The sequence below is a fragment of the Solirubrobacter ginsenosidimutans genome, assembly GCF_027587205.1.
The window spans coordinates 78611-94039 of record NZ_JAPDOD010000018.1; the positions used below are offsets into that span (position 1 = coordinate 78611).

The following is a 15429-nucleotide window of genomic DNA, read 5'->3' on the forward strand; positions in this document are numbered from 1 at the left end:
GGTGTCAGCACCACGCCCGTAACTGTCGGTATCCCAGCACGGCGATTCGAGCCAACAGAGCCGCGCACCGAGCGGGTCCACGGCGAGTCAGACCCGGAGGGCGCGCCACTCCCCCTCCCCCACCCGGCGCAGTTGACGTTCGTCCCTAGGGCGATTCCTTAGGGTCACCTAGGGTGATCCCCAATGGTGGGATCGACCCGCGACCGGCAGCCTGTGGACCATGCCCGCCACAGGTGACCCCGAGCCCCAGATGGTCCCGCAGGACCCGCTTCCCGGCCCCGAAGACTTCGTCGAGCGCAAGCTGACCCGGTCGACGACCGACAAGCACGTGTGGGGCGTCGCCGGCGGTCTCGGCCGCTACTTCGGGATCGATCCGGTGATCTTCCGCGTCGCGTTCGCCGCCGCGACCCTGGTGAGCGGCATCGGCATCCTCGCCTACATCGCCCTGCGGCTGTTGCTGCCGACCGACACGGGCGAGCCGGCCTGGATGGCAGGCCGTTCGCGCGTGACGACGATCGTCGTCACCGCCGTCCTGGCCATCGCCGCGGTCTCGACGCTGAAGCCGTCGGCCTTCCTCTTCGGCCCCGGCCTGTTCGGGGTCGCCGCGTGCACCGTCCTCATCCTGCTCGTCTACCGCGGGTGGGGCAGCAGCATCAAGGACGACCCCGCGAAGGCGATCGCGCGCGCCACGCTGGCCCTGATCGCCACCGCCGCCGCCTTGGGCGCGGCGACCGGCGTGGGGCTGATCGCGGCCATCGGCGGCGGCACGGCGATGGCGATCATCGCGATCGTCGCCGGCTTCGGCCTGATCGCCGCCGGCCTGTTGGGCGGGCCGCGATGGCTCATCCTTCCGGTCGTGGTGCTGATCATGCCGCTCGCCGTCGTCTCCGCCGCCGACATCGACCTGCGCGGCGGCGTGGGTGAGCGCAAGTACGCCCCGCGCACCGTCGCCGACCTGCGCCCGGAGTACAAGCTCGGCGTCGGGCAGATGGACCTCGACCTGCGCCGGATGGACCTGTCCGATCAGACGGCGCAGGTCAACGTCCGGCTGGGCATCGGCGAGGCGCGGCTGCGCGTTCCGAGCGGCACCTGCGTCACCACGGACGCGCAGATCGGCGTCGGCGCCGCGGATATCCCGCACCGCGCCGGACAGGGCTTTGACGTCGTCGTCGATTCCGCCGCTCCCGCCTCGCGTGCCCGCCTGCACGTCAACGCGGACATCGGCGTCGGCCACCTCCAGATCGACAACGCGGCGGTCTGCGCGTGAAACGGCGGCGTGCCGACCGCACCCTGATCGTCGCCGGCCTGGTGACGATCGCCCTCGGCACGCTCCTGTTGCTCGACCGCACAGGAACGATCGATGTCCGCTTCGACTACATGGCGCCGGCGGTGCTCGCCGCGATCGGCGCCGTCCTCGTGGCGGCGGGATTCAGCGGATGAGCGCCGCGCCCGTCCCTCTGCGGCGCGACCCGACCCACGGCTACATCGCCGGCGTGTGTTCCGGCTTCGCCGCCCGCCTCGGCATCGATCCGATGCTGATCCGGATCGGGTTCGTGCTCACGCTCGCCGCCGGCGGCGTGGGCATCCCGCTGTACATCATCGGCTGGGCGCTGATCCCCGCCGAAGGGCCCGAGCGGCCCGTCGTGTCGCGCCTGCTCAACCGGCGCGACACCTGGTTGGTGGCCGCGGGCATGGGCTGCCTGACGCTCGCGGCGGTCCTCGTGCTGCGCAACTGGGGTCTGTGGTTCGGCGACAAGATCATCTGGCCCGCGGTGATCGCGGCGGCCGGCGGCGCGCTGATCTGGCGCCAGTCGCAGCTCGCGCCCGAGGCCAAGGCGCAACGGTCCGCCCTCCCGCGCGAGGCGGTCAACCGGGCCGGTGCCGGCGCCGCGCTGGTGATCGGCGGCGCGCTGCTGTTCCTCTCGCTCAACGACTCGCTCGCCACCGCCCGCGACGTGGTCCTGCCGGTCGCGGTCGTCCTGGTCGCGGTGACGATCATCCTCGCGCCGTGGTGGATCCGCCTCGTGCGCGGCCTGGCGGCCGAGCGCGCCGCCCGGATCCGCTCGCAGGAGCGCGCCGAGGTCGCCGCCCACCTGCACGATTCCGTGCTGCAGACGCTCGCGCTGGTGCAGAAGCGCGCCGACGACCCGCGCGAGGTCGCCGCGCTCGCCCGCCGCCAGGAGCGCGAGCTGCGAGCGTGGCTGAACAACACCCGCCCCGCCGGCACCGCGACGCTGGCCGGCGCGCTGGAGGCCGCCGCGGCCGAGGTCGAGGGCGATCACCACGTGCCGATCGAGGTCGTGACCGTCGGCGACGGCCCGCTCGACGAGCGTTCCGCCGCGCTCGTGGCCGCCGCCCGCGAGGCGCTCGTGAACGCGTCGAAGTTCGCGGGCCCGGAGCCGATCTCGCTCTACGCCGAGGTCGAGGACGGCCGTGTCGAGGTCTTCATCCGCGATCGCGGCCCGGGATTCGACCCCGAGACGTCGCCCGGCGACCGCCGCGGCGTGCGGGACTCGATAATCGGTCGCATGGAACGCCACGGCGGTCGCGCGACGGTGCATTCGAACCCCGGCAACGGGACCGAGGTCGAGCTGGTGCTGGAGCCATGACCAGCGTCGTGATCGTCGACGACCACTCGCTCTTCCGCGCCGGCGTGCGCGCCGAGCTCGACGGCCTCGTCGACGTGCTCGGCGACGCCCCGACCGTCGAGGACGCGGTCACCCGGATCCTCGAGCTCGAGCCCGACGTCGTCCTGCTCGACGTCCACATGCCGGGCGGCGGCGGCCTGGAGGTGATCCGGCAGGTGGGCGAGAAGCGGCCCGCCCAGCGGTTCCTCGCCCTGAGCGTCTCCGATGCGCCCGAGGACGTGATCGCGATCATCCGGGCGGGTGCGCGCGGGTACGTGACCAAGACGATCTCCGGCACCGAGCTCGCCGACGCCGTCAAGCGCATCGCCGACGGCGACGCGGTCTTCTCGCCGCGCCTGGCGGGCTTCGTGCTCGACGCCTTTGCCACGCTCTCCCCGGCCGAGGTCGACCCGGAGCTGGACCAGCTCACCGCCCGCGAGCGCGAGGTGCTCAGGCACATCGCCCGCGGCTACCTCTACAAAGAGATCGCGGCCCGCCTGGGCATCTCGACCAAGACCGTCGAGGCCCACGTTTCGGCCGTGCTGCGCAAGTTGCAGCTCTCCTCGCGGCACGAGCTCTCGCGCTGGGCGGTCCAGCGCCGCCTCGTCGACTGAGTACTCCGGCTCTCATCTTCTTGACATCTTTGGGACTTCTGGGGGATAGTGCTCCGGAAGAAGTTCTCATCTGGTTCTAACGGTGCGCGCTTAGGACCAGGTACAGACCAAAGGGGGAGAAGTCCTAGATGGGTCGTAAAACCTGGCGGCGTGCCGGGCTGGCAGCGGCATGCGCCGTCCTGCCACTCGTCGCCTCAGTCGACGCTGCGTCCGCGAAGGCCGCGGACCCCTACAGCGTCCTCGTCTTCACCAAGAACGCGACTGTAGGGGCCACTGAGGGTGTGGCCGCCCTGCAGGCTTCGGCTCCGCCCGAGGCGACGTTCGACGTGTCGGCCGACGCGAGCAAGTTCACCGATGCGGGCCTGGCCCCGTACAAGGCCGTCGTGTTCCTGAACACGACCGGCGACGTGCTCGACGCCTCCCAGGAGGCGGCGTTCGAGAAGTACTTCCGCGCCGGGGGCGGCTTCCTCGGCATCGGCTCGGCGATCACCACCGAGCCCGGCTCCGCGTTCTTCACGAACATCCTCGGCACCCGCGCCAGCGGCGAGCCGACGAACGCGCAGCTCGCGACCGTCAAGGTCGCCGACCGCGGACACGCCGCCGGCGGCAAGGCGCTGCCGGAGCGCTACCAGCGCACCGACCGCTGGTACAACTTCGCCGACAACGTGCGCGGCATCTCGCACGTGATCGCGACCGTGGACGAGAACACGTACACGGGCGGCAACACGATGGCGCTCACCACGCCGCTGACCAACGACCACCCGGTCGTCTGGTGCAAGGACTACCAGGGCGGCCGCTCGTTCTACACGGCGCTGGGCAACACCGCCGAGGGCTTCGCCGACGCCGACTTCCGCAAGCACCTCAGCGGTGCCGTGCAGTGGGCCGCCGGCAAGGCCGACGCGGTCTACAGCGACTGCGGCGCGACCGTGCTCGCCAATTATCAGCAGACCAAGATCTCGGCCCCGCCGAACCTGCAGGAGCCGATCGGCTTCGATCAGCTGCCCGACGGCCGGATCATCCAGACCGCTCGCGCGGGCACGGTGCGCCTGCACGACCCGGCGACCCAGACGACCAAGGTGATCGCGACGATCCCGGTCTACACCAACTCCGAGGACGGCCTCTACGGCCCGGCGGTCGACAACGACTTCGCCACCAACAAGTGGGTGTACCTGTACTACGCGCCGCCGACCGTCCGCATCAAGAAGTGCGACGGCACGATGGCCGACGTGACGACGCCCACGGGCTCGGCCCCGACGACCGCGGCCGACCCCTGCGTCTGGACCGACACCTGGGCGGGCTACTTCCAGCTCTCGCGCTTCAAGTTCGTCGACGGTGAGAACCCGTCGTTGGACCTCGCGTCCGAGCAGAAGATCCTCCAGGTCGCCAACAACCGCGGCGCGTGCTGCCACGTCGCCGGCGACATCGACTTCGACAAGAACAACAACCTCTGGTTCGTCACGGGCGACGACACGCCCGCCGGCGGCGGCAACTCGGGCGGCTTCTCGCCGCACAACGACATGAAGACGTCCGAGACCCAGACGGTCCGCGTCAACAACGCCACGGGCGGCACCTTCACGCTGACCTTCAACGGCCAGACCACGGCGCCGATCCCCTACAACGCGACCGCCGCGCAGACCCGCGCCGCGCTCGAGGCGCTGAGCAACATCGGCGATCAGGACATCAACGTCACCGGCAACGCCATCAACACGGCGAACCAGACCGTCATCTTCGACGGCGTCTTCGCCCAGCAGGACGTGGCGCTACTGACGGCCGACATCAGCGGCCTGACCGGCACCGGCGCGGCCGTGGCGGTCGCCACCGCGCAGCTGCCGAACCTCTACCAGGCGCCGTTCGTCGACGCCCGCCGCACCTCGCAGAACACCAACGACCTGCGCGGCAAGATCAACCGCATCAAGGTCAACGCGGATGGCTCGTACTCGATCCCCGCGGGCAACATGTTCCCGGTCGGCACGCCCAAGACCCGTCCCGAGATCTACGCGATGGGCTTCCGCAACCCGTACCGGATCCAGGTCGACGAGAACGACGTCGCCTACATCACGGACTACTCGCCGGACTCCAACGTCCCCGAGAACTTCCGCGGCCCGGCCGGCACCGGCCGTGTGGAGATCGTGACCAAGCCGTCCAACTACGGCTGGCCGCTCTGCTACAGCCCGAACCTGCCGTACTACCGCTGGAACTTCAACACCTCGCGTCCGCTCGACGCGACCCCGCAGGCCTACGAGTGCGGCAACCCGGCACAGGGCCCGCAGAACACGTCGCGCTGGGTGCGCGACGGCGGCCCGACGGTCGAGCCCGGCCTCGAGTACGCCCCGCCGATCGTGCAGCCGGACCTCTGGTACTCCTACCGCGACAACACGGTCGGCTCGCTGCTCGGCACGCCGTGCCTGGCGTACTACAACGGCTCCGGGACCACCCAGTGCCCGCGGCTGTTCCCCGAGCTGTTCACCGGCGGCGTCGCGCCGCACGGCGCGGCGAAGTACCACTTCAACGCCGCCAACACCAACCCGAAGAAGTTCCCGCCCTACTACGACAACTCGATGTTCCTGGGCGAGTTCGGCCAGGACACGCTGCGCGAGGTCAAGCTCGACTCGCAGGGCAAGGTCTTCAAGATCAACCAGCTGCTCAACTGCGGCGCGGTGCAGGCCAATCGCACCCAGCCGTTCGAGTGCGACAACCCCAACGACATGCAGTTCGGTGCCGACGGGGCGTTCTACCTGCTGACCTACGGTGACGGCTTCTTCGCCGCCAACCCGGACGCGGGCATGTACAAGTGGGAGTACGTCAAGGGCCAGCGCGCGCCGAGCGCCGTGCTGACCGCGGACAAGACCGACGGCCCCGCTCCGCTGACGGTGCAGTTCTCCTCGGCCGGGACGACGGACGCCGACCCCGGCGACGCGCTCACCTACGCGTGGGACTTCGACGGCAACGGCACCACCGACGCCACGACGCCGAACGCCACCCACACCTACACCGCCACGGGCGTCTACACCGCCAAGCTGACCGTGAAGGACTCAAGCGGCGCACAGGACGTCAAGACGACGGTGATCACGGTCGGCAACACGTCGCCGGTGATCACGATCCAGATCCCGACCGACGGTGACTTCTTCGAGTGGGGTCAGCGGATCCCGTACCGCGTCACGGTCACCGACGCCGAGGATGCCTCGATCGACTGCTCCAAGGTCAAGACCACGTTCGTCCTGATCCACGACCAGCACGGTCACGGCGAGGACGAGAAGCTCGGCTGCTCGGGCTGGCTGGACACGCTCGCCGAGGACGCCTCGCACGGCGGCTACATCGCCGGCGGCGTGAGCGTCGAGTACACCGACAAGGGCGGCGCGGGCTCGACTCCGCCGCTGACGACGGTCAAGCAGCACGTCGTGCAGATCAAGCGCCAGCAGGCCGAGTACGTCCAGCAGGAGTCCGGCACCACGGTGGCCGCGGTTCCGGCGGGCGAGGCGGACCCGGGTGGCGGACAGGTGCGCTCGAGCCTCGATCCGGGTGACTGGATCGCGCTCAACCGCTCCTACAACCTGCAGAACGTCGACAAGAAGATCACCTTCCGCTTCGGCGGCGGGTCGGCCACCAACCCGGCCGGCGCGGACCGCGCGGCGGTCGAGATCCGCACGGGCAGCCAGACCGGCCCGATCGTGCAGACGGTGACGCTGAAGTCCACGGGCAACGTCAACAACAACACCTACACGAGCCAGACCTTCGACCTCAACTACTCGGGGACGCAGCGGCTGTTCTTCGTGTTCCGCGCCGTGGCCGGGGCGGGCGCTCCGGCGAACGGCTTCGGCAACCTGAGCTGGATCGAGTTCAGCGGCGCGGGTGTCGGCATCGACCCGGGCTTCTTCCCGACGGTGCCGGGGACGGTCGGCGGCAATGTGCCGGCGACGCTGGCGCTGACGCTGGGTGTGCCGGCGACGTTCGGGGCCTTCACGCCGGGCCTGGCGAAGGAGTACACGGCGTCGACGACCGCCAACGTCATCTCGACGGCGGGTGACGCGGCGCTGACGGTCGCGCCGGCCCCGGCGTACCTGACCAACGGGACGTTCTCGCTGCCCGAGCCGCTCCAGGTGGCGTTCTCGAAGTCGAGCTGGTCGGCACCGGTGTCCAACGAGGCCGTGGCGATCACGTTCAAGCAGCAGATCAAGGCGACCGACGCGCTGAGAACGGGGGCGTACTCGAAGACGCTCACGTTCACGCTGAGCACGACGACGCCGTAGCGATGGCTAAGGTCGGCCTCCTTCGTGGAGGCCGACCTGCTCATCCTGCGTGACGAGATCCTCGCCCATCGTGGGTGCGGCTTCGAGCCGTGCGAGACGGCGGCGCGGATGGTCCCCGGAGAAGGGAACCCCGCGGCGCCGCTGATGTTCGTGGGCGAGGCTCCCGGCGCCACCGAGGACTCGCTGGGGCGCCCGTTCGTGGGGCGCGCGGGTCGTCTGCTGGACGAGTTGATCGGCGAGGCGGGGCTGGTGCGGGAGGACGTCTGGATCACCAATGTGGTCAAGGCGCGCCCGCCCAAGAACCGTGACCCGAAGGCGCCCGAGGTCGCGCACTGCATGCCCTGGCTCGAGCGCGAGCTCGCGATCATCCGGCCGCGGCTGGTCGTCCCGCTGGGGCGCCACGCGTTGAAGCACTTCGCGCCGGAGGCGAAGATCGGCGAGGTGCACGGGCGCGTCCTTGAGGCCGGCGGCCGCCGGCTCTTCCCGCTCTACCACCCGGCCGCCGCCATGTACAACCAGACGCTGAAGGCGACCCTGTTCGAGGACGCCCGCGCGCTCGGCGCGAGGCTGCTAGACCCCGAGTTCGTCGAGTGAGCTCTTGAGCTCGGCGGCGTCGCGGTAGACGCGGTAGGCGCCGGCGCCCATGAGCTCGTCGGCGCCGTAGCCGCCGGAGAGCAGGCCGATGCTGAGCATCTTCGCGCGGCGGGCGGCGAGCAGGTCCCAGACCGCGTCGCCGATCACGTAGCACTCCTCCGGCTCGACCCCGAGCTGGCGGGCGCATTCGATGAACAGGTCGGGCTCCGGCTTGGCGCGGGCGACGTCACCGCGCTGGACGACGACCATGTCGTCGGGCACGCCCAGGGCCGCGAGGCTCGGCTCGATCCCGGGGCGGCGGCCGGAGGTGGCGATGCCGTGCGTCACTCCGCGCTTGCGCAGGGTCTGGAGGATCTCCACGGCGCCTGGGAGCGGGCGGCGCTCCTCGGGCGGCAGCAGCTCGCGGAAGAGCCGGTCGTGGACGTCCTGCAGCTCGCTCGCCTGCTCGTCTGAGAGGTCGTGGCCGATCTCGCGGCTCGCGGCGCGCGTGAACAGCCCGCCGCTCATCCCGATCTTGCGGTGGATGCGCCACCCGTCGATCGCCAGACCGCCCTCCTGGAACGCCTTCTGCCAAGCGAAGACGTGGGCGTACACGGTGTCCACGAGGGTGCCGTCGAGGTCGAAGATCAGTGCCGGCATCAGGCCTGCCACGCTAGCGGGTGATGAATGCGGCGATGCGGGCCTACTACGAGAAGCGGGCGGCGGAGTACGACGACTGGTGGTTGGGAGCGGGGCGCTTCGAAGAGCGCGAGCGGCCCGGGTGGTACGAGGACATGTCGGCGCTGATCGACATGGTTCTGGCGCTGACGCCGGCGCGGACGCTCGACCTGGCGTGCGGCACGGGGTTCCTCACGCGTCATCTGCCGGGAGAGGTGTCCGGTGTCGATCAGAGCCCGTCGATGATCGAGATCGCCGCGGCGCGTCGCAAGGACGGCGCCTTCGAGGTGGGTGACGCGCTGGCGCCGCGACCGGGCTTCGAGCGCATCTTCTCGTCGCACTTCTACGGGCATCTCGATGCTGACCAGCGTGAGGCCTTCCTGGCGCTGCCCCGTGACGAGTTGGTGATCGTGGACTCGGCGCTCCGGCCCGAGAGCGTGGCCGAGGACTGGCAGGAGCGGGTGCTCGACGACGGCTCCACGCACTCCGTCTACAAGCGCTGGTTCACCGCCGCCGGGCTGCTGGACGAGATCGGGGGCGGCGAGGTGCTGCACGACGGGCCGTGGTTCGTGGCCGTCAGAAGTTCGATCCCGCGCTTCTGAACGAGGTGCCCTTGGCGCGCTCGCCGAGGGCGAAGTGGGCGGGGAGCTCGGCCTTGCCGCTCCAGGCGCCGGCGATGCGCTCGGCCAGCGCCGGGCCGTGCTTGAAGCCGTGCCCGGACCCGCCGCCCACCAGCCAGACCGACGGGTGCTCGGGGTGGGGCGCGACGATGAAGTGGCTGTCGACGGTCAGCTCGTAGCGGCAGGTCCGGCTCCCGACGAGCGGCGCCTGCGCGAGGCCAGGGAAGCGCGCGGCCATGTAGCCGCGTGCGAGCGTTTCGGTCTCCTCGGTGGCGGGCGGGAGGTCGGCGTCGGGCTCGATCGGCGGGCCCTCGTGGTCCCAGGCGATCTTCACCCCGCCCTCGTCGATGTCGGGCGTGCCGTAGGTCGCGCGGTCGTAGTCGACCCACGCGGGCGCGTTACGCCAGCCCGCCCCGCCGTCGTAGAAGAACAGCTCCTGCAGCGTCACCTTCAGCTGCACGAGCGCGGGGAAGAGCTGGCGCAGCCAGGGACCGCAGCTCCAGACGACGCGGTCGCCCTCGAGCGCCGCGCCGTTGACCACGGCGTACTCGCCCTCGGGGATCGCCCGGCCCTGGACGAGCTGCGCGCCGCGCGCCTGCGCCTGCGCGACCAGCGTCCGGATCGACTTCTGCGCGCGCAGCACACCCGCCTCGGGCTCGTGCAGCACCCACGCCAGGTCGCTGCCGTCGAAGCTCGTGAAGCGCCTTGACGCCTCCTCGACCGACCAGCGCTCGGTGGGGATGTCGAGCGCCTTGAGCGTGCGCTCGGACTCGGCCTCCCAGCCGTCCTCGCCGTGCGCGAACCAGCTCACGCCGGTCTCCTGGAGCAGCTCGACGCCGGACTCGCCCTCGAGCTGCTTCCACAGCGTCCGCGCGCGCCGGGCCATCCCGGCGTAGTCGGGATCCGCCCCGTGCGCGGACCGGATCAGCCGCGTCTCCCCGCCCGACGTCGCCCGCCGATCCCCCGGCTCGAACTGATCCACCAACACGACCTCGTCGCCGCGGCCGGCGAGCCACCACGCCAGCGAAGCCCCGAACGTCCCCGCTCCCACGATCACGACGCGTTCCATCGGCGGGACGCTACAACCCGCTCGTGCTCGCCGTCGCCGCCCTCGCCTCGCTCGTGATCGGGCACTCCGTCCAGGGGCGTGAGATCCGGGCGACGCGGGTCGGGGATGAGGGCGCGGCGGTGAACGTGCTCGTGGTCGGTGATGTCCATGGGAACGAGCCGGCGGGTGAGGCGATCGTCGCCGCGCTGCGCAAGCAAGACGTCGACGGCGTCACGTTCTGGCTCGTGCGGACGGCGAACCCGGACGGGCGGGCGGCGGGGACGCGGCAGAACGCGCGCGGGGTCGATCTCAACCGCAACTTCCCGTGGCGGTGGCGCCCCGGGGCCGAAGGCACCTACTTCCCGGGACGCAAGGCCGGGTCGGAGCCGGAGACGCGGGCGATCATGCGGCTGGTGCGGCGGGTGCGGCCGCAGCTGGCGATCTACTACCACCAGCACCTGGGGATCACCGTCCGGGCGCGTGGGGCCGACCCGGCGGTGCAGCGCGAGTACGCGCGCCGGACCGGGTTGCCGCTGCGCTCGCTGCCCGACTACCGGGGGACGGCGATCGGCTGGGAGAACCACCTGGTGCGCGACGGCAGCGCGTTCGTGGTGGAGCTGAAAGCGGGCGCCGCGCCGGTGCGCAAGCATGTCGCCGCGGTGTTGGCTCTCGCGCGGAGGTATCGATGATCGTCCTGGCTCGTCACGGCGAGACCGAGTGGAGCGCCTCCGGGCAGCACACGTCGCGCACCGACCTGCCGCTCACGGAGCGTGGGCGGGAGGCGGCGACCCGTCTGGGCGGGGGGATGAAGGGGCGCGAGTTCGCGCTCGTGCTCGCCTCGCCCCGCCGGCGGGCGATCGAGACCGCCGAGCTGGCCGGCTTCACGCCCGAGATCGATCCCGACCTCGCCGAGATCGACTACGGCTCCTACGAGGGCCGCACGACCAAGGACATCCGCGCCGAGCGGCCGGGCTGGTCGCTGTGGGTCGACGGCTCGCCGGGCGGCGAGACGCTCGCGCAGGCGGGCGCGCGCGCCGACCGCGCGATCAAGCGGGCGCTGGCCGCCGACGGCGACGTCGCGCTGTTCGCCCACGGCCACATCCTGCGCATCCTCGCGGCCCGCTGGGTCGGCCTGCCCCCCGAGTACGGCGCCAGCTTCGCGCTCGACACCGCCTCGCTCTCAGAGCTCGGCTTCGAGCGCGAGAACCGCGTCCTGCTTCATTGGAACTCGGCGATCAGCGGGGCGTGATCGGAGGGCTTGGGGCCCTTGCGGAAGTTGCGGTCGATCCCGCACTCCGTCAGCCGCCCCGCGAGCGCCTGAGACGCGAGGATCGCGTCGATCCGCAGCCCCAGCTTCTTGTGGAAGTGCCCGGCGCGGTAGTCCCACCACGTGAAGCCCGGCTCGTCGGTGTGCAGCTCGCGGAAGCTGTCGACGGTGCCTGCGTCGAGCAGCGCCTGGAAGCGCTCGCGCTCGGCGGGGGTGACGTGGGTCTCGCCCACGAAGGCCGCCGGGTCGTACACATCGAGGTCGCTCGGACAGACGTTGAAGTCGCCGGCGACCACCAGCTCGCCGGCTGAGAGGGCGCGGACGCGCTCGGCCGCGGCGTCGAGGAAACGCAGCTTGCCCTCGTAGAACGGTGTGTCGACGGCGCGGCCGTTGGGGACGTAGGTGGTGATGACCCGAACCGTTCCCGCCGTCGCCTCCAGCCAGCGCGCCTCGTCGGCGTCCGGCTCGCCGTCGAGCCCGGTGCGGACGTCGGTGAGCTCGGTCGCCGCCGGCGCGGCGATGGCGACGCCCGCCCAGCGGCCGGCGGAGTGGTGGACGGCGTGATAGCCCGCCTCGGCGAACGCGAGGTCGGGGAACTTGTCGGGGTCGACCTTGGTCTCCTGCATCAACAGCAGGTCCGGGGCGTGCAGGTCGAGGAACTCGAGCACGCGCGGCATCCGCACGTTGAGCGAGTTGACGTTCCAGGTGGCGATCTTCATGGAGATCCACAGAGTTTCCACAATCGGCGCGACGAGGCTCCTCCACCTGCGCCACGTCGTGTTCGAGACCACGGCTAACGCGCGGACAACATCACCCTCACCGGATCCCAAAGCATCGTGGCGACGATGGAATCGAACGATCCCTGTCTGGAGGGGGTTTCATGATTTCACGTTCCATGGCGGCCTCAGGCTGCCTCGTAGTCATGCTCGGAACCGGTGTCGCAGCCTGTGGCAGCGATTCGAGCGACAAGAGCGGCGCCCCTGCGGGAACCGCCGCGGCTCCCAAGTCGGTGACCATCTATTCGTCGTATCCGCTGCAGGGCGCAGGACGCGCGCCGTCGGTGGCCGCGGTCAACGGCGCCAAACTCGCGCTCGAGCAGGCCGGTGGCAAGGCCGGGAACATCTCGGTCACCTACAAGCCATTGGACGACTCGACCGCCCAGGCCGGCACCTGGACGCCGGAGCAGACCTCGGCGAACGCTCGCACCGCCGCGCAGGACAAGTCGACCGCCGTCTACCTCGGTGAGTTCAACTCGGGCGGCAGCGCCGTCTCGATCCCGATCCTCAACGAGGCCGGGATCGCACAGATCAGCCCGTCGAACACCGCCGTCGGTCTGACGACCAACGAGCCGGGCGCGACCCCCGGCGAGCCGGACAAGTACTACCCGACGGGCCAGCGGACGTTCGCCCGCATCGTGCCCAAGGACACGATCCAGGGCGCGGCGCTGGCGACGCTGATGAAGCAGGACGGCTGCACCAAGGTCCAACTGCTCAACGACAAGGAGGTCTACGGCGCGGGCCTGGCCAGCAACATCGAGTCCTCGGCGAAGGCGCAGGGCCTGACGATCTCCTCCAACGAGGCGATCGACAAGAACGCGCCCAACTACCGCTCGCTCGCGCAGAACGCCAAGTCCGCGGGCGACGACTGCATGGTCTTCGCCGGGATCACGGCCAACAACGCGGCGCAGGTGTTCAAGGACTTCGCGGCGGCGCTGCCCACCGCGAAGCTCTATGGGCCCGACGGCGTCGCCGACACGACGTTCGCCAGCACGAAGGACGGCCTGCCGACGGCCGTGGCCAATCGCACCAAGGTCACGATCGCCACGCTCTCGCCCGACGAGTATCCGGCGCAGGGGCAGGAGTTCTTCAAGGCCTACACCGAGAAGTACAACGAGGCCAACCCGGATCCGTACGCGATCTACGGCTACGAGGCGATGGAGCTCGCGCTGGACTCGATCAAGCGCTCCAAGACCGGGGATCGCGCCGACGTGATCAAGGCGCTGTTCGCCACCAAGGACCGCAACTCAGTGCTCGGGACCTACTCGATCGACAAGAACGGCGACACCTCGCTGTCCGACTACGGCGTCTACTCGATCAAGAACGGCAACCTGCAGTTCGACAAGACGATCAAGGCCCAGGCCGGCTGAGCCTGCGGCACAATGCGCGGGTGAAGGTCTCCGCCAAGGCTGACTATGCGGTGCGTGCCGCTGCCGAACTCGCCGCCGCCCAGGACACGGGCGCGCCGGTCCGCGCCGAATCGATCGCGACTGCCCAGGGGATCCCGCAGCGGTTCCTCGAGAACATCCTCTCCGACCTGCGCCACGCCGGACTCGTCCAGAGCGTGCGCGGGGCGGAGGGCGGGCACAAGCTGAACCGCCCCGCGAGCGAGATCACCGTCGCCGACGTGATCCGTGCCGTGGACGGCCCGCTCGCCGCCGTGCGCGGCGAGCGACCAGAGGGCGTGAGCTACGCCGGGCCCGCCGAGCCGCTGCAGCGGGTGTGGATCGCGGTGCGCAAGAACCTGCGCGACGTCGTCGAGCACGTCACGCTCGCGGATCTCGCGCATGGGGCGCTCCCAGAGAGCGTCGACGCGCTCGCGGACGATCCCGACGCCTGGCACACGCGCTGAACATGATCTAATAGATAGAAATCCCATCGGGTTAGTGGTCTTCGTCTAATATGGCGAACCCTTGTCGGGTTTTGCCATATTCGAAGGAGCTCTTTCGTGAAGACCCCTACCACCCTGGCGGTCCTCCTCCTCGCCCTGGTAGTGGCGGCGTGCGGCGGTGCCAGCGATGAGGCCGGGACCAGCAGCGACGCTCCCAAGGCCGCCGGCGGCGGCGCGTCGGCGAAGCTCTCGCTCGTCGCCTACTCGGTGCCCAAGCCGGGCTTCGACAAGGTGATCCCGCTGTTCGAGAAGACTCCCGCGGGCAAGGGCGTCACGTTCAGCGCGTCCTACGGCGCCTCCGGGGACCAGTCGCGCAAGGTCGAGAGCGGCCTGCCCACGGACGTCGTCAGCTTCTCGCTGGAGCCCGACGTCACCCGCCTCGTGAAGTCCGGCCAGGTCGACGACAACTGGAACCAGAACGAGCACAAGGGCATCCCGTTCTGGTCGGTCGTGACGATCGTGACCCGCAAGGGCAACCCGAAGCACATCACGACGTGGGACGACCTGCTCAAGCCCGGCGTCGAGGTCGTCACCCCGAACCCGTTCTCCTCGGGCAGCGCCAAGTGGAACCTGCTGGCGCCCTACGCGGACAAGTCCGACGGCGGCAAGAACCCGCAGGCCGGCCTCGACTACCTCTCCAAGCTGATCGGCGACCACATCAAGGTCCAGCCCAAGTCCGGCCGCGAGGCGACCGAGACGTTCCTGCAAGGCACCGGCGACGTGCTGCTCTCCTACGAGAACGAGGCGCTGTTCAACGAGCGCGCCGGCGAGGACATCGAGCACCACACGCCCGCCCACACGTTCAAGATCGAGAACCCGGTCGCCGTGGTCAACACGAGCAAGCACAAGGCGCAGGCGCAGGCCTTCCTGGACTTCATGTACTCGCCCGAGGGTCAGACCGCGTGGGCCGAGGCGGGCTTCCGCCCGGTCGACACGACGGTGTTCGACAAGTTCACCGCGGACTTCCCGGCGCCGGAGAAGCTCTGGACGATCGACGACCTGGGCGGCTGGAGCAAGGTCAACGACGAGCTCTTCGACCCGGACAACGGCTCCGTGGCCAAGATCTACAACAAGGCGACGAGCTAGCC

At 70.3% G+C, this 15429-nt stretch carries 15 protein-coding genes; 12 read left to right on the forward strand and 3 right to left on the reverse strand.

Going from position 1 to position 15429, the window contains the following annotated elements:
• Window positions 1-220 precede the first annotated feature (220 nt).
• From OM076_RS19135 to OM076_RS19160, 6 genes are all read left to right on the forward strand, one after another.
• Window positions 221-1267, forward strand: coding sequence for a PspC domain-containing protein (locus OM076_RS19135; RefSeq protein ID WP_270041651.1), 1047 nt, complete (start codon window positions 221-223; stop codon window positions 1265-1267).
• Window positions 1264-1440, forward strand: coding sequence for a LiaI-LiaF-like domain-containing protein (locus OM076_RS19140; RefSeq protein ID WP_270041652.1), 177 nt, complete (start codon window positions 1264-1266; stop codon window positions 1438-1440). The genes OM076_RS19135 and OM076_RS19140 overlap by 4 nt, the downstream gene beginning before the upstream one ends.
• Window positions 1437-2609, forward strand: a complete 1173-nt coding sequence (locus OM076_RS19145; protein ID WP_270041653.1) for an ATP-binding protein — start codon at window positions 1437-1439, stop codon at window positions 2607-2609. The genes OM076_RS19140 and OM076_RS19145 overlap by 4 nt, the downstream gene beginning before the upstream one ends.
• Window positions 2606-3241 (forward strand): response regulator, encoded by a 636-nt coding sequence (locus OM076_RS19150; protein WP_270041654.1) that lies wholly within the window; start codon window positions 2606-2608, stop codon window positions 3239-3241. The genes OM076_RS19145 and OM076_RS19150 overlap by 4 nt, the downstream gene beginning before the upstream one ends.
• A gap of 128 nt (window positions 3242-3369) precedes the next feature.
• Window positions 3370-7488: a ThuA domain-containing protein gene (locus OM076_RS19155; RefSeq protein WP_270041655.1), complete on the forward strand. Its 4119-nt coding sequence runs from the start codon at window positions 3370-3372 to the stop codon at window positions 7486-7488.
• A 24-nt stretch (window positions 7489-7512) separates the two neighbouring features.
• Window positions 7513-8082: a uracil-DNA glycosylase gene (locus OM076_RS19160; protein ID WP_270041656.1), complete on the forward strand. Its 570-nt coding sequence runs from the start codon at window positions 7513-7515 to the stop codon at window positions 8080-8082.
• On the opposite strand, the gene OM076_RS19165 is transcribed toward OM076_RS19160, so the two are convergent.
• Window positions 8059-8721: an HAD family hydrolase gene (locus tag OM076_RS19165; RefSeq protein ID WP_270041657.1), complete on the reverse strand. Its 663-nt coding sequence runs from the start codon at window positions 8719-8721 to the stop codon at window positions 8059-8061. The two genes, OM076_RS19160 and OM076_RS19165, sit on opposite strands and share 24 nt — an antisense overlap.
• A 23-nt stretch (window positions 8722-8744) precedes the next feature.
• Between OM076_RS19165 and OM076_RS19170 the strand changes: the two genes are divergently transcribed.
• Window positions 8745-9341, forward strand: a complete 597-nt coding sequence (locus OM076_RS19170; RefSeq protein WP_270041658.1) for a class I SAM-dependent methyltransferase — start codon at window positions 8745-8747, stop codon at window positions 9339-9341.
• Here OM076_RS19170 and OM076_RS19175 read toward each other — a convergent pair.
• On the reverse strand, window positions 9316-10428 hold the full coding sequence (locus OM076_RS19175) for an FAD-dependent oxidoreductase (RefSeq protein ID WP_270041659.1): 1113 nt from the start codon (window positions 10426-10428) through the stop codon (window positions 9316-9318). The two genes, OM076_RS19170 and OM076_RS19175, sit on opposite strands and share 26 nt — an antisense overlap.
• A 23-nt stretch (window positions 10429-10451) precedes the next feature.
• Here OM076_RS19175 and OM076_RS19180 point away from each other — a divergent pair, with 23 nt between their 5' ends.
• Together OM076_RS19180 and OM076_RS19185 are read left to right on the forward strand one after the other, a co-directional pair.
• The gene (locus tag OM076_RS19180; protein WP_270041660.1) at window positions 10452-11096 is read left to right on the forward strand and encodes a M14 family zinc carboxypeptidase; all 645 of its coding nucleotides are present in this window, start codon (window positions 10452-10454) and stop codon (window positions 11094-11096) included.
• Window positions 11093-11656 (forward strand): histidine phosphatase family protein, encoded by a 564-nt coding sequence (locus tag OM076_RS19185; protein ID WP_270041661.1) that lies wholly within the window; start codon window positions 11093-11095, stop codon window positions 11654-11656. The genes OM076_RS19180 and OM076_RS19185 overlap by 4 nt, the downstream gene beginning before the upstream one ends.
• Here the strand turns inward: OM076_RS19185 and OM076_RS19190 are convergent.
• On the reverse strand, window positions 11626-12393 hold the full coding sequence (locus OM076_RS19190) for an exodeoxyribonuclease III (RefSeq protein WP_270041662.1): 768 nt from the start codon (window positions 12391-12393) through the stop codon (window positions 11626-11628). The genes OM076_RS19185 and OM076_RS19190 overlap by 31 nt on opposite strands.
• A 290-nt stretch (window positions 12394-12683) precedes the next feature.
• Between OM076_RS19190 and OM076_RS19195 the strand changes: the two genes are divergently transcribed.
• From OM076_RS19195 to OM076_RS19205, 3 genes are all read left to right on the forward strand, one after another.
• A complete protein-coding gene (locus tag OM076_RS19195) occupies window positions 12684-13820 on the forward strand; it encodes a branched-chain amino acid ABC transporter substrate-binding protein (protein WP_270041663.1) in 1137 nt (378 codons plus the stop codon).
• A gap of 20 nt (window positions 13821-13840) precedes the next feature.
• Window positions 13841-14302, forward strand: a complete 462-nt coding sequence (locus tag OM076_RS19200; protein ID WP_270041664.1) for an RrF2 family transcriptional regulator — start codon at window positions 13841-13843, stop codon at window positions 14300-14302.
• Between the two features lie 96 nt (window positions 14303-14398).
• Window positions 14399-15427, forward strand: a complete 1029-nt coding sequence (locus tag OM076_RS19205) for a sulfate ABC transporter substrate-binding protein (protein ID WP_270041665.1) — start codon at window positions 14399-14401, stop codon at window positions 15425-15427.
• Window positions 15428-15429: the final 2 nt, after the last annotated feature.

Bases quoted from the DNA above. Each gene is read 5' to 3' on its own strand.
- OM076_RS19145 (WP_270041653.1), top strand. From the start codon at position 1,437: ATGAGCGCCGCGCCCGTCCCTCTGCGGCGCGACCCGACCCACGGCTAC.
- OM076_RS19155 (WP_270041655.1), top strand. From the start codon at position 3,370: ATGGGTCGTAAAACCTGGCGGCGTGCCGGGCTGGCAGCGGCATGCGCC.
- OM076_RS19185 (WP_270041661.1), top strand. From the start codon at position 11,093: ATGATCGTCCTGGCTCGTCACGGCGAGACCGAGTGGAGCGCCTCCGGG.
- OM076_RS19135 (WP_270041651.1), top strand. From the start codon at position 221: ATGCCCGCCACAGGTGACCCCGAGCCCCAGATGGTCCCGCAGGACCCG.
- OM076_RS19150 (WP_270041654.1), top strand. From the start codon at position 2,606: ATGACCAGCGTCGTGATCGTCGACGACCACTCGCTCTTCCGCGCCGGC.
- OM076_RS19175 (WP_270041659.1), bottom strand. From the start codon at position 10,428: ATGGAACGCGTCGTGATCGTGGGAGCGGGGACGTTCGGGGCTTCGCTG.
- OM076_RS19165 (WP_270041657.1), bottom strand. From the start codon at position 8,721: ATGCCGGCACTGATCTTCGACCTCGACGGCACCCTCGTGGACACCGTG.
- OM076_RS19170 (WP_270041658.1), top strand. From the start codon at position 8,745: ATGAATGCGGCGATGCGGGCCTACTACGAGAAGCGGGCGGCGGAGTAC.
- OM076_RS19190 (WP_270041662.1), bottom strand. From the start codon at position 12,393: ATGAAGATCGCCACCTGGAACGTCAACTCGCTCAACGTGCGGATGCCG.